Origin of the sequence: Pseudoclavibacter sp. RFBG4, assembly GCF_002931515.1 — a bacterium.
GTDB lineage: Bacteria > Actinomycetota > Actinomycetes > Actinomycetales > Microbacteriaceae > Pseudoclavibacter.
Window position 1 is genome coordinate 62,399 of record NZ_PSYC01000028.1, and the last position, 13,162, is coordinate 75,560.

Here is a 13,162-nt window from a genome sequence, read left to right on the forward strand (position 1 = left end):
CTCGGAACAGCCGCACCGTGCAACGACGCACCGCGGAGACACGCAACTAAGGAGATCGACGTGCTCGACAGAATCCTCTTCTTCCCGGTCACCCCCTTCACGGCTGACGATGCCGTCGATGTCGCAGCCCTCGCGCAGCACCTCGAACAGGGCCTCGCCCACGAGCCCGGCGGCATCTTCATCGCCTGCGGCACCGGCGAGTTCCACGCCCTGAGCCTCGACGAGTACACGACCGTCGTCGACACCGCCGTGAAGACCACCAAGAAGGCGACCCCCGTCTTCGCGGGAGCCGGCGGCACGGTCGCCGACGCGAAGGCGCAGGTGCGCAGCGCGGAAGCCGTCGGCGCCGACGGCATCCTCCTCCTCCCGCCCTACCTCGTCGCAGGCCCGAGCGAGGGGCTCGTCGCCTACGTCGAGGAGGTCGCCGGGGCCACGACGCTCCCCGTCATCGTCTACCACCGCAGCACCGCCCGCTTCGACGAGCACAGCGCCGTCACCGTCTCGCGCATCTCGAACGTCATCGGCCTCAAGGACGGCGTCGGCGACATCGACCTCATGTCGCGCATCGTGCGCTCCGTCACCGACGACGCCCAGTCGCGCGGCGAGGACTTCCTCTTCTTCAACGGCCTCCCCACGGCGGAGATCGCGCAGGAGGCCTACAAGGCCATCGGCGTGCCCTTGTACTCCTCCGCATCCTTCGCGTTCGCGCCCGACATCGCCCTGGCGTTCTACGACGCGGTCGAGTCGGGCGACAAGGAACGCCTCGCCGAGCTCAACCGCAGCTTCTACCACCCGCTCGTCCGCCTTCGGAACTCGGTTCCCGGGTACGCCGTCTCGCTCGTCAAGGAAGCCACCAAGCTGTCGGGCATCGACGCCGGCCACGTGCGAGCGCCCCTCATCGACGCCAAGCCGGAGCACGTCACCGAGCTGAAGCGACTCATCGACGACACGAGGGCACTCCTCGCCAAGCGCGCCGATTCCCCCACGGAGCAGGACCGCGTCGCAGCCACCGTCGCCTGACGCTGAGCTGAGGTCACCCGATTGTGCCCGGCGGGCACAATCGGGTGCGCCCAGCTGAGACCACCGACCGCGACGTTCAACGACGAACCGAGGGAGACGACATGACCGCGTCGAGCACGACCACGCAGACCGCAGCCGCTTCAGCAGCAGAGACCGGGCACCCACAGCCCTTCGACCGGAACCCGGGGAACGAGATCGCGAGCGTCACGATCACGCCGGTCGCCTTCAAGGACCCGCCGCTGCTGAACACGGTCGGCGTCCACGAGCCGTACGCGCTGCGCGCGATCGTGCAGGTCCGGACACGAGCCGGGCTCACGGGGCTCGGCGAGACCTACGGGGATGCACCCCACCTGCACCGTCTCTCCCTCGCCGCGGATGCCGTCGTCGGCGTGAACGTGTTCGACACCAACCGGCTGCGCTTCCAGGTGGCCGCGGCCCTCGTCGCCGACACCTCGCAGGGCGGGCACGGCATGAGCGGCATGGTGACCGGGTCGAGCACCGCCGACCGCGTCCTCTCCCCCTTCGACGTCGCCGCCCTAGACCTGCAGGGCAAGATCCTCGGAGTGCCAGTCAGCTCGCTCCTCGGGGGCGCACTCCGGCCGGAGGTCGCCTTCAGCGGCTACCTGTTTTACAAATGGGCCGGCCATCCCCCCGCTCCGGGTGGGTCCTCCAAGTGGGCCGGCCACCCCGGCGCTGGCGACGACGAGTTCGGCGAAGCCCTCACCCCCGAGGGAATCGTCGAGCAGGCACGCCAGCTGGTGGACGGCTACGGCTTCACCGCCCTCAAGCTCAAGGGCGGCGTCTTCGAACCCGACCAGGAGATCGCCGCGATCCTCGCCCTCGCCGACGCCTTCCCAAACCTGGGGCTCCGTCTCGACCCGAACGCCGCCTGGAGCGTCGACACGTCGCTGCGCGTCGCCAAGGCCCTCGAATCGTCGCTCGAGTACCTCGAGGACCCGACCCCCGGCCTCGCCGGCATGGCCGAGGTGCGACGCGGCACGACGCTGCCGCTCGCCACCAACATGTGCGTCGTGAGCTTCGCCGACGTGAAGCCCGCCGTCGAGCAGGGCTCCATCGACATCGTGCTCTCCGACCACCACTTCTGGGGTGGGCTCACCCGCTCGCGCACCCTCGGCGGGCTCGCCGAGTCGCTCGACTGGGGCCTGTCCATGCACTCCAACTCGCACCTCGGCATCAGCCTCGCCGCCATGGTGCACCTCGCCTCCGCGACCCCGTCGCTCAGCTACGCGTGCGATACCCACTGGCCGTGGAAGCAGGCAGACGAGGACGTCGTCACGCACGACCTCTCGTTCGTGAACGGCGCGGTCCGGGTGCCCACCGGTCCCGGCCTCGGCGTCGAGCTCGACGAGGACGGCCTCGCGAAGCTGCACGAGCAGTTCCTGGCGAGCGGCATCACGCAGCGCGACGACACCGGCTACATGCAGCGCTTCCAGCCCGACTACACCGTCGCCAGCCCACGCTGGTAGCCCCGAGCCCCGCCGCCCCTTCGAGAGAGCCGGAGACCGCCATGCGCATCCTCGTGACCGACCCGATCATCGCCCGCTTCGCGGAGCTCCTCGCCCGCACCGAGCGGGAGCACGAATGGAGCTTCGCGGCCGAGCTCGGCCCCGCGGAGCTGGAGGACTCGCTCCGCGGGGCCGACATCGTCATCGCCTCCGTGCTCACCGCCCAGCAGGCGTCGTCACTCCGACCCGACGCGCTCCTCCACGTCACCGGCGCGGGGGCCGACCGAGTGAGCGTCGACGCCCTGCCACCGGGGGTGACGATCTGCAACACCGGCCATCACGGCGCGGCCATCGCCGAGCACGTCGTCATGACGGCGCTCATGCTGCGCCGGCGAGCCCTGCAAGCGGATGCGCAGATGCGCGCGGGCGAGTGGCGCACCATCGGCAACGACGCGAGCATCCCCTTCCACCCGATGCTGCGCGGCACCACCCTCGGGCTCCTCGGAGTCGGCGAGATCGGCACCGAGGTGGGTCGCCTCGCGCAGGCCCTCGGCATGCGCCTCATCGCGCTCCGGCGGCGGCCGGATGCTCCCCGTCCCGACGGGCTCGACCTCGCAGAGGTCTTCGGGCCAGACCGACTGCTCGACTTCGTGGCGGCGTCCGACGTGCTCGTCGTCTCCATCCCCCTCTCGGAGCGCACGCGCGGCACGATCGGCGCCGCCGAGCTCGCTGCCGCGAAGCCCGAGCTGGTGCTCATCAACGTGGCGCGCGGCGGGGTCGTCGACGAAGACGCCCTCTTCGACGCGCTCGCCGAGGGACGCATCGCCGGCGCCGGCATCGACGTGTGGTGGGACGCGCCGGATGCGGACGGCCACGCTCCCGCGTCGGTCGAGCGCTTCTCGCCCCTCGCCAACACGGTGCTCACGCCTCACCACTCCGGCCACGCCCGCCAGGTCTTCGAGCTGCGGGCCGCCGACATCGCCCGCAACATCGACCTGCGCGCGGCCGGCCTGCCCCTGGAGCGCGTCATCCGCTAGCCCCCTTCCTGCGCCTGCCCCTGCCCTGCCCTGCCCTTCCCAGCCGCAGGCTCACGGGGAGATGGTGTCGCGGATGCTGCGGTGCGTACGCGTCCGCCCGGTCGCCCAGGCCTGTGGATTCAGCACCCACACCCAGCCCAACAAGTGCGCAACCCCCAGGTCTGCACAGCACGCCCCGCACCCCCACAAACCTGGGACTTCAGCACCCACGCCCGGCCCAACAAGTGCGCAACCCCCAAGTCTGCACAGCACGCCCGGCGCCCCCGCGCCCCCACAAACCTGGGACTTCAGCACCCACACCCAGCCCAGCACGTGCGCAACCCCCAGGTCTGCAAGCACAGCACGCACAGCACGCCCGGCGCCCCTACAGACCTGAGGGTTCACGTCAGAGGCTGCCCGGCAGGATGCGCGAGCCCCAGGTCTGCGCTGCAAGGGAGCGGACACAGAAGCAGGCGCAGGCGCAGAAGCAGGCGCACACAGGCGCGGGCGCGGGCGCGAGCGCTCAGGTGAGCAGCTGCACGAGCTGCGTCGCCACGAGGAGCGCGCAGCCGAGGAGGGATGCGCCGAGCGCGAGGCGCTTCGTGCGCGTCTTGTCGAGATGCGGCGTGATGAACCTGCTCGCGACGAAGCCGAGCAGCACGACGGGGATCATCCACACGACGACGAGCCACGTCTGCGGGGCGACCGCGCCGAAGGCGAGCAGCAGGCCGAACGAGATGATCGACCCGACGAGCAGGAACGCCGACAGCGTGCCGCGCAGGCGAGCCGAGTCCGAGCCCTGCCAGATGATGGCCATCGGCGCCCCGCCGATGGAGGTGGTGGTGCCCATGACGCCGGATGCGGCACCCGCCACGATCTGCGACCACCTGGTGACCTTCGGAGCCCACCCGCGCAGCGAGAACACGACACCGGTGACGACGGTCGCGACCACCACCCACGAGAGCACGGCGGGTGCCATGACCGTGACGAGCAGCGCCCCCGCGACGCTGCCGGGAACGCGGCCGACGAGAGCCCAGCCCGCGCCCCGCAGGTCGAGCGAGTCCTTCTCGGCGACCGTCACGATCGAGGTGAGGAGGATCGACATGATGATGACGGTCGCCGGCAGGAGGGCCGGGTCGATGAGCGCGATGAACGGGGCGGCGAGCATCCCCATGCCGAAGCCGATGCCGGCCTGCAGGCAGGAGGCGGCGAGGAAGATGACGACGAGCGCAACCCACTCGGCCGGAGTCATCGTGCGACTCCGGCCGAGTGGGTTGCTGCGGCACCAACCGCAGGCTCGGACTGCAGCTCCTGGATGAGGTTCACACCTCGCCGGCGGGCTCGCGCGTGGGGAGCGCCGGGCGGTGCTTCACCTTGGTGGCCTTCTGCATGAGGCGCCACTTCTGGTTCGGGTCGGTCGCGATGCGCAGCCAGGAGGCGAGCACGTTCGCGGCGACGGCCGTGATGACGATCGCGAGGCCGGGAAGCACCGAGAGCCACCACGCCTGCTGCAGGTACTGGCGTCCCTGCGCCACCATGAGGCCCCAGCTGACGTCTGGCGACTGCACGCCGATGCCGAGGAAGCTCAGCGACGACTCCGCGAGCATGACGTAGCAGAACTCGAGCGTCGCGAGCGTGACGAGGGTCGGCACGACGTTCGGCACGATGTGGCGGAAGATGATGCTCCGCGGCTTGGTCCCGAAGTTGGTCGCCGCATCCACGAACATGCGCGAACGCAGCTCAGCGGCCTCGGCCCGCGCGGTACGCAGGTAGATCGGGATGCGGGTCAGCGCGAGCACCGCCACGATGTTCGCGAGGCTCGGGTTGAAGACGTACAGGATGACGACGGCGAGCAGCAGCGACGGGAAGCTCATGATGATGTCGGCGATGCGCATCGACACCGACTCGCGCCAGCCCCGGAAGTAGCCGGCCCAGACGCCCCAGATGGAGCCGATGATGAGCGCCACGAGCACGGCGGGCACCGCGACGCCGAGCGTCGTCCCCGTCGCGATGACGAGGCGCGCCAGCATGCTGCGGCCGAGCGAGTCGCTGCCGAGGATGAACGCCCAGCCGTTGTCGAGGCTGAACGGGGCCAGGTTGATCGCCGTGAGGTCCTGCTTCGACGCGAGCTCGCCCACCATGAGCGGGCCGAAGACCGCCACGACGGCCACGACGGCGAGGACGGCGGCCGCGACCGTCGCGACCTTGTCCTTGAGCAGCAGCGTGAACATGGAGGGCCGCTCGGCGACGTTCCGCTCGCGCTTCTCCTTCTGCAGGAGCACGTTCGTCGTCGCGGGGGGCTGCTGCGCGGCGGCTCCCGTGCTCGGGCCGCCCGAGATCGGTGGGTTCTGGGGGTCAGACATGCGCCTTGCCCTTCTCTGCGTTGCTGCCGGAGGTGCGAGCGGCAGCTCCGGCCGCATCCCGCTTGTCGTCCTTGTTCGTCGGGCGGATGCGCGATTGCTTCGCGGCGGGCCTGACCCGCGGGTCAAGGAGCGCGTAGCCGAGGTCGATGAGGATGTTGAGGATGAAGATCGACAGGGCCGTGATGAGCACGGCGGCCTGCAGCACGGCGAAGTCGCGTTGCAGGATCGAGTCGATCATGAGCTTTCCGATGCCGGGCCAGCCGAAGATCGTCTCGACGACGACCGCGCCGTTGATGAGGCCGACCGTGAGGTCACCCGCCACCGTCAGAGCTGGGGCCGCCGCGTTGCGCAGCGCGTGCTTGAACACGACGCGGAGCTGGCCTGCGCCCTTGCTGCGGGCCACCTTGATGAACGGCTGCCCGAGCACGCTCACCATGGAGCCGCGGACGATCTGCGTGAGCACACCGACGGGCCTCAGCATGAGCGTCGCTATGGGGAGGATCCAGGAGAGCCCGCCGCTGTCGACGCCCGAGGTGGGCAGCCAGCCGAGCGTGATCGCGAAGATCCAGATGCCCATGATGGCCAGCCAGAAGTCCGGAACGCTGGCGGCGGCCATCGAGAAGAAGCTCGCGATGCGGTCGGCGACGCCGTTGGGCTTGAGCGCCGCCCAGCTGCCGATGATGACGGCGAGGACCACGGTGAGGAGCATCGTGACGCCGGCCAGCTGCAGCGTGGCCGGGAAGGCCCGCAGCACCATGGCTGCTGCGGGCTCTCCCGTTCGGAGGGACTCGCCGAAGTCGAAGCGCAGCACCCCGGAGAAGTAGTTGACGATCTGCATCCACAGCGGCTGGTCGAGCCCGTTGCGGACCGCGAAGTCCTCTTTCATCTGCTCCGTCGCGTTGAGCGGCAGGTACAGGCTCGCCGGGTTTCCGGTGAGGCGAGCCAGGATGAACACGCCGAGGACGACGGCCACGAGCGGCAGCAGGCTGGAGACGATTCTGGTTCTGAGATAAGTCCACATGAGCGGCTGCTTTCTCCAGGGTGGCGGACGGCCGTCAGGCCGCTGGCTTCACCTCGGCGATGCGCAGCTCGTCGCCGCTCGCCGAGTTCGGCTCGTAGGTGATGCCAGACGCGATGCCGAGGAGGCCCGTCTGGTGCGCGATGTGCGCGAACTGCACGATCTCCTCGTTCTGGTCGGCGAAGATCTGCTCGTACGCCGTCTGTCGCTCGTCGCCGGAGGTCTTCGCCGCGTCGTCGAGCTTCTGGTCGAACTCGGGGGTGCCGAACGTCGACTGGGCTCCTGTGGAGCTCATGTACTGGTCGACCGTGAACTGGGCGTCACCGGCCTGGTTGCCGTGCTGCACGAGCAGCGCGATGGGGCCCTCGTTCGTGACGAACGGGCGCAGCTGGTACTGCAGGTGCTGCGTCGTGTCGACCATGCGGAGCTCGACGTTCAGGCCCGCCTGGGTGAGCTGCTCCTGCAGGACCTGCGAGAGCTCGTTGACCTTCGGGAACTGCGCGGTCCGCGTCACGAGGGTGATCTTCGTGTCCACAGGCACGCCGTCGGCCTTGGCCTCGGCGACGAGCGCCTTCGCCTTGTCGAGGTCGAACGCCCACGGCTCGAGCGAGTCGTTGTGTCCGACGACGCCCTCGGGGATCAGCTGCGAGGCGACGACGTCGCCGTTCGGGTAGAGGGAGGAGATGATGCCCTCCTTGTCGACGGCGAAGTTGATCGCCTGACGGACGCGGATGTCATCCAGCGGCGCGATGTCGCCGGAGAAGCGGAGCGCGATCGTCTCGTTGTTCGGGTAGCTGACGCCGTTCTCGCCGATGCCGTCATCCGGGCTGAGGCCCATCGCGATGTCGGCTTCGCCGCCCGTGATCATGGCGGCACGGACCGTGCCCTCGCCGCGCCACTGGTAGTCGACCTGCGGGTAGGCGGGGGCGTCGCCCCAGTAGCCGTCGTAGGCGTTCAGCGTGAGCTTCGTTCCCACGTCCCACTGCCCGATCTGGTACGGGCCGGTGCCGATGGGCTCGCGCACCTTGTCGGTGGTGCTCGTCGTGGTCGGGACGATCTCGATGAAGGACAGCTTCAGGGGGAGGATGGGGTCGGCCTCGGGCGTCGTGACCGTGAGCGTCGTCGCGTCCACCGCGTTCACCTCGAGGTCGGTCTCGCCGAAGACGTAGCCCTCGACGTTGCAGCCGAGGTCGCTGTTCACGGCGCGGTCGATCGAGAAGGCCGCAGCCTCGGCGTCGAAGGGGGTGCCGTCCTGGAAGGTCACGTCGTCACGCAGCGTGAAGGTCCACTCGGTGTCGCTCGTCTGCTCCCATTCGGTCGCGAGCAGCGGGTCGAGGTCGCCCGTCGTGGGGTTGCGCTCGATGAGCGGCTCCGTGATGTTCGAGCGCACGACGACGCCCGTCGAGGTGAGGTTCGCCTCGCAGGGCTCGAGCGTCGGCGGCTCCTGCTGGAGGACGACCCGGAGCGCGCCGGCCGCTCCGCCGCCAGTGCCGCCCGCGGCGCCGTCCGAGTTGGCGACGGCGCAGCTCGTGAGGAGCAGCGCGGCGGCCCCGACGGCGACGGCCTTGGTGACGGATGCGATGGGACGGCGCGTGCGTGACGGCCGGTGAGCTGGGGATCGCCCGATCGTCGGGGACGGTTCGTGTGAAGAAGACATCGTTGTTCCTCCGGTGTTGTGAACTCGAGAGCCTTGCCCTGAGTCAGTGGTTCTCCTCGTTGAGACGCCTTCAGCTTGTGTCCGCCGATTCGGCGGCGTCAACAGAGCTGAGCGAGGGAGCCGCGGGGGACGGCGGGAGGCGCGGGGCCGGACTCAACACTAGCGACCCGCGTTCCCTTGCGATTACTGGCAACACACGCATCCATGCTCCGAGTGAATCAATCTATGCAAAGTGCATCTTGGACCAGCATCGGTCGTGCGTCCTACGATCCAGACATGGAAACCCCTCTCGCGTCGACCCCAGCCACCGCTCCCAACGGCTCGCCGGACACCACGCCCGCGCCCCCCTCGCCCGGCACTCCGGCCACCGTGCTGCGCGTCGGACCGCTCATGCCGCAGCTGGAGAAGGAGCTCATCGCCGAGTTCGACGCTCCGCTCATCTCGGCCGTCGCCGACGAGCTGACGCCGGAGCGCGAGCAGGAGCTCACGCAGGTGCGAGTCGTGGTCACGGGCGGACGATTCGGCGTGTCCGCAGCGCTCATGGACCGCCTCCCCGCTCTCGAGGCGATCGTGAACTTCGGGGTCGGCTACGACACGACCGACACCGTCGCAGCCCGTGAGCGCGGCATCGCGCTGAGCAACACCCCCGACGTCCTGAACGACTGCGTCGCCGACACCGCCCTCTCGCTCCTGCTCGACGTGTACCGGGGCATCAGCGCCTCCGACCGCTACGTGCGAGCCGGCTCCTGGACATCGGGCAACTTCCCGCTCACGACCAGATTCACGGGAACCAGAGTCGGCATCGTCGGCCTCGGCCGAATCGGCTCCGCCATCGCGCAGCGACTGCAGGGCTTCGACTGCCGCATCAGCTACCACAACCGCCGCGAGATAACGGGCTCCCCGTTCCCGTACGTCGACTCGCTCGTCGAGCTCGCACGCCGCAGCGACGCCCTGGTCGTGGCTGCGGCGGGAGGGCCGGACTCGCAGAAGCTCATCTCTGCACAGGTCCTCGAGGCGCTCGGCCCGGACGGGGTGCTCGTGAACATCTCCCGGGGGTCCGTCGTCGACGAGGACGCGCTCGTGGCCGCCCTGACGGCCGGCACGATCCGCGGAGCAGGCCTCGACGTGTTCGCCGACGAGCCGAACGTGCCAGAGGAGCTCCTCGACCTCGACAACGTCGTCCTGCTCCCCCACCTCGGCAGCGGAACCGTCGAGACCCGAGCGGACATGCGGCAGCTCGTCCTCGACAACCTCGCATCCTGGCTCGAGAACGGCACCCTGCTCACCCCCGTGAAGCTCTGAGCAGGCCGGCGCAGCGCTGAGCGCACTGGTTAACTGCTCAGCGCACCTGACGACACGAGGAAGACCTCACCCCGGCTCGGGTGAGGTCTTCCTCGTTTCACGAGGCGTTCAACAGTGTCAGAATCGGTGTCGTTTCAGCACGACTGGCGGTGACTCAGTACTGGGCGGGCAGGTGGATGCGCCCCTCGACCAGGCGAGGAACGCCCCACTCGTTGGCGTCGCGCAGCGCCTCCGGCAGGAGAGCGTCTGGCACGTCCTGGTAGGCGACGGGACGCAGGAACCGTTCGATGGCGAGCGCGCCGACCGATGTCGAGCGCGCATCCGAGGTCGCCGGGTACGGCCCACCGTGCACCATCGAGTAGCCGACCTCGACGCCGGTGGGCCAACCATTGAAGAGGATGCGACCCACCTTGCGCTCGAGCACGGGCAGGAGTGCTCGGGCCTCGTCGGCGTCGGCGTCGTCCGCGAGGACCGTCGCCGTCAGCTGCCCCTCGAGCTGCTCCGCGAACTCGCGCAGCTGCTCGGTGCCGTCGTAGCGCAGGACGAGCCCAGCGGCGCCGAAGATCTCGCCCTCGAGCGCTTCACCGAAGGCCTCGACGGCATCGCTGAACACGATCGGCGCAGGGGCGTTCGCGGCCACGTCGGCCTGCCCACGCGCGACGACCGTCGCACCGGAGGCCTCACGTTCGGCGACCCCCTCGCGGTAGGCGTCGCCGATGCCGGACGTCAGCATCGTCTGACCGTTCGCCGCAGCGATGCGGGTGCCCACCTCGGCGAGGAAGGCGTCCCCCGACTCACCGCTCGGCACGAGGACGATCCCGGGGTTGGTGCAGAACTGGCCGGAACCCAGCGTGAGCGAGCCGACGTAGTCGGCTGCGACCTTCGCGGGGTCGGCGGCGAGTGCCGCCGACAGGACGAACACGGGGTTGACGCTGCTCATCTCGGCGTAGACCGGAATCGGCTCCGCACGCTGCTGGGCGACGCGCACGAGGGCGAGCCCGCCGGAACGTGAGCCGGTGAAGCCCACCGCCTTGATACGCGGGTCGGCGACGAGGCCCTGCCCGATGACCCGCCCGGAGCCGTACAGCTGCGAGAAGACGCCGCTCGGCAGGCCGGAGGCCTCGACGGCGCGCGCGATCGCGTGGCCGACAAGCGCCGCCGTGCCCAGGTGGCCGCTGTGCGCCTTCACCACGACGGGACTGCCCGACGCGAGCGCGGAGGCCGTGTCGCCGCCTGCCGTCGAGAACGCGAGCGGGAAGTTGCTCGCGCCGAAGACGGCGACGGGGCCGAGCGGGATCTTCCGCTGGCGGATGTCGGCGCGCGGGAGGGGCGCCCTGTCCGGCAGCGCCTCGTCGATGCGGGCCCCCTGCCAGCTTCCCTCGGCGACGACCTTGGCGAAGAGGCGCAGCTGTCCGGTCGTGCGCCCGACCTCGCCGGTCAGGCGCGCGACCGGAAGCCCGGTCTCCTCGTGGGCGCGGGCGATGATCTCGTCCTTGTCGGCCTCGATCTCCGCCGCGATCCGCTCCAGGAAGGCCGCCCGATCAGCCGGTGACGTCGAGCGGTACTCGTCGAACGCCTCGTGCGCCGCCCGGACAGCGGCCTCGAGCTCCTCGCTTGTGTTGCTGCGGAAGGTCGGCGCGAGCACCGCCCCGTCCGCGGCGCGACGAGCAACGAGCTCGTCGCCGCCCCCGAGTTCGCTGCTTCCGGCGATGAGCGAATGTGGTGCCAGCGTCATTGCGTGCCTTTCTTGGTGCGTTTGAGTGAGCCCGCGCTTGGGCGCGAGCCTGATGCGTTGGAGTGAGCCCCGTGCTGTGGTGAGTCCTCCTTCGAGGCTATGGCCGGCCACCGACAGTGGCGCTTCAGAATCTGCATGACCCGATGCCGATTCGACATGCACGCGGCACGTGCTTACCTCCCGGCGCGGGGCGGGTTCGGGCGTGAAGCGCTCAGCGGCCGCCCTCGTCCCCGACTTTCCCCGCCGAGCCGGCCTCGTACTCACCCAGCTCGTCCGCGTCCCGATCCCACGCGTCGAGCACGGGACCCACGATGCGCCAGAGCTCCTCGGCGACATCCCCACGCACGGAGAGCAGCGTGCTGCCGCCGAGCATGCCGGCGATCACCCTCGCATAGGGGTCGGCGCTGTCGTCGTCAGCCGGGGCGTCGAGCCGGATGCGCGTCGGCTCCCTGCCCGGATCGGCGGGCGTCAGGATGATCTCCTGCCGCGCTGCCCCGATGGCCTTCCCGGAGCGCAGGAGGAACGGGATGCCCCGCCACCTCGGCGTCTCGACCCGCAGCGTGATCTCCGCGAGCGTCTCCGTGCCGCGCTCGGGTTCCACGTCTTCTTCGTCGACGTACGCCGGGAGCTGCTTGCCGCCCACCTCGCCCGCCGTGTAGCGCGCCCGGCGTGCCGAGACCGGCTCGTCGTCCCACACGCGCACGTTGCGGAGCACGTCGATCATGGCGTCGTCGAGCGTGCCGGCCTGCTCGCCGTCGTTCGCCGCATCGTTCCTGCTCTCCTGGTCGCCCGGCCGTTCCATGGCCGTGAGCGCGAGCATGAGCATGAGGTGGCTCTGCAGCATGTCGCGCAGCGCTCCGGTCTCGTCGTAGAAGGCACCGCGTCCCTCGATGCCGAGCTCCTCCTCGAAGACGATCTCGACCCGCCCGAGGGCGCCGCCCTCGCTCGCCTCGACGCGGGGGACGCCGCTCGCGTCGACGATCGCGTGTGAGCGCATCAGCTCGACGGCGGCCGGCGTGCCCAGGAAGTGGTCGATGCGCCACAGCCGCTCGTCGGGGACGACCTCGGCGAGCGCCTCGTTGAGTTCTCGTGCGTCGGCCTCGCTCTCTCCGAAGGGCTTCTCGATCGCGATCCGCAGCTCTCCCGGCAGCTCGAGCTCGGCGAGCGCCGCGGCGACCTTCTTGCCCATGGCGGGCGGCAGGGCGATGTAGAGCAGCGGCGCGGTCGGGCACGCATCGAGCAGTTCCCGCAGCTCCTCGGGTGACGAAGCGTCGGTCGCCACGAACTCGGACCTCGCCACGAGACCGTCGATGGTCGCGGCGGACACGCCGGCGGCCTCGAGGCTGCGGCGAACGACGCCCCGCCACTCGTCGCGGGACTGCGGCGTGCGGGCCGCCCCGATGAGGTGCACCTCGACCTCCGGGCTCGCGTCGACGACCTTCGCGATGCCGGGCAGCAGCAAGCGCTCCGTCAGGTCACCGCCCGCGCCGAGGATGGCGATCGTGCGTCTGATCGGGCCGCCGATGGCGATCTCCGGAATCTCGGGCGTCTCGGTGCTCGTGTCCATGCGGCCTCGCAATGCTGG

General features: G+C 70.1%; 10 protein-coding genes. 4 read left to right on the forward strand and 6 right to left on the reverse strand.

Going from position 1 to position 13,162, the window contains the following annotated elements:
- Positions 1-60 precede the first annotated feature (60 nt).
- The 3 genes from C5E10_RS10890 (at position 61) to C5E10_RS10900 (ending at position 3,523) form a co-directional block, all read left to right on the forward strand.
- Complete coding sequence (locus C5E10_RS10890) at positions 61-1,020, forward strand: 5-dehydro-4-deoxyglucarate dehydratase (protein ID WP_104240987.1); 960 nt, start codon at positions 61-63, stop codon at positions 1,018-1,020.
- Positions 1,021-1,121: 101 nt separating this feature from the next.
- Positions 1,122-2,507, forward strand: a complete 1,386-nt coding sequence (locus C5E10_RS10895) for an enolase C-terminal domain-like protein (protein WP_104331651.1) — start codon at positions 1,122-1,124, stop codon at positions 2,505-2,507.
- Between the two features lie 41 nt (positions 2,508-2,548).
- On the forward strand, positions 2,549-3,523 hold the full coding sequence (locus C5E10_RS10900) for a 2-hydroxyacid dehydrogenase (RefSeq protein WP_104331652.1): 975 nt from the start codon (positions 2,549-2,551) through the stop codon (positions 3,521-3,523).
- 502 nt (positions 3,524-4,025) lie between these two features.
- On the opposite strand, the gene C5E10_RS10905 is transcribed toward C5E10_RS10900, so the two are convergent.
- From C5E10_RS10905 to C5E10_RS10920, 4 genes are all read right to left on the reverse strand, one after another.
- Complete coding sequence (locus tag C5E10_RS10905; RefSeq protein ID WP_104331653.1) at positions 4,026-4,754, reverse strand: sulfite exporter TauE/SafE family protein; 729 nt, start codon at positions 4,752-4,754, stop codon at positions 4,026-4,028.
- A 70-nt stretch (positions 4,755-4,824) separates the two neighbouring features.
- Positions 4,825-5,865 carry an ABC transporter permease gene (locus C5E10_RS10910; RefSeq protein ID WP_104331654.1) on the reverse strand — a complete coding sequence of 347 codons (1,041 nt, stop codon included), beginning with the start codon at positions 5,863-5,865 and terminating at the stop codon, positions 4,825-4,827.
- The gene (locus tag C5E10_RS10915) at positions 5,858-6,886 is read right to left on the reverse strand and encodes an ABC transporter permease (RefSeq protein ID WP_104240982.1); all 1,029 of its coding nucleotides are present in this window, start codon (positions 6,884-6,886) and stop codon (positions 5,858-5,860) included. Before C5E10_RS10915 ends, C5E10_RS10910 begins: the two co-directional genes overlap by 8 nt.
- Positions 6,887-6,920: 34 nt before the next feature.
- Positions 6,921-8,540, reverse strand: coding sequence for an ABC transporter substrate-binding protein (locus C5E10_RS10920; protein WP_104331655.1), 1,620 nt, complete (start codon positions 8,538-8,540; stop codon positions 6,921-6,923).
- A 276-nt stretch (positions 8,541-8,816) separates the two neighbouring features.
- On the opposite strand from C5E10_RS10920, the gene C5E10_RS10925 reads away from it, so the two are divergent.
- Positions 8,817-9,842, forward strand: a complete 1,026-nt coding sequence (locus C5E10_RS10925) for a 2-hydroxyacid dehydrogenase (protein ID WP_104331656.1) — start codon at positions 8,817-8,819, stop codon at positions 9,840-9,842.
- 154 nt (positions 9,843-9,996) lie between these two features.
- On the opposite strand, the gene C5E10_RS10930 is transcribed toward C5E10_RS10925, so the two are convergent.
- Both C5E10_RS10930 and C5E10_RS10935 read right to left on the reverse strand, forming a co-directional pair.
- Positions 9,997-11,577, reverse strand: coding sequence for an aldehyde dehydrogenase (NADP(+)) (locus C5E10_RS10930; RefSeq protein WP_104331657.1), 1,581 nt, complete (start codon positions 11,575-11,577; stop codon positions 9,997-9,999).
- Between the two features lie 211 nt (positions 11,578-11,788).
- A complete protein-coding gene (locus C5E10_RS10935; RefSeq protein WP_104331658.1) occupies positions 11,789-13,144 on the reverse strand; it encodes a glucose-6-phosphate dehydrogenase in 1,356 nt (451 codons plus the stop codon).
- Positions 13,145-13,162: the final 18 nt, after the last annotated feature.

What these genes read in the sequence shown, in the direction of transcription:
- C5E10_RS10895 (WP_104331651.1), top strand. Translation starts at nt 1,122, where the DNA reads ATGACCGCGTCGAGCACGACCACGCAGACCGCAGCCGCTTCAGCAGCA.
- C5E10_RS10900 (WP_104331652.1), top strand. Translation starts at nt 2,549, where the DNA reads ATGCGCATCCTCGTGACCGACCCGATCATCGCCCGCTTCGCGGAGCTC.
- C5E10_RS10905 (WP_104331653.1), bottom strand. Translation starts at nt 4,754, where the DNA reads ATGACTCCGGCCGAGTGGGTTGCGCTCGTCGTCATCTTCCTCGCCGCC.
- C5E10_RS10910 (WP_104331654.1), bottom strand. Translation starts at nt 5,865, where the DNA reads ATGTCTGACCCCCAGAACCCACCGATCTCGGGCGGCCCGAGCACGGGA.
- C5E10_RS10915 (WP_104240982.1), bottom strand. Translation starts at nt 6,886, where the DNA reads ATGTGGACTTATCTCAGAACCAGAATCGTCTCCAGCCTGCTGCCGCTC.
- C5E10_RS10920 (WP_104331655.1), bottom strand. Translation starts at nt 8,540, where the DNA reads ATGTCTTCTTCACACGAACCGTCCCCGACGATCGGGCGATCCCCAGCT.
- C5E10_RS10925 (WP_104331656.1), top strand. Translation starts at nt 8,817, where the DNA reads ATGGAAACCCCTCTCGCGTCGACCCCAGCCACCGCTCCCAACGGCTCG.
- C5E10_RS10930 (WP_104331657.1), bottom strand. Translation starts at nt 11,577, where the DNA reads ATGACGCTGGCACCACATTCGCTCATCGCCGGAAGCAGCGAACTCGGG.
- C5E10_RS10935 (WP_104331658.1), bottom strand. Translation starts at nt 13,144, where the DNA reads ATGGACACGAGCACCGAGACGCCCGAGATTCCGGAGATCGCCATCGGC.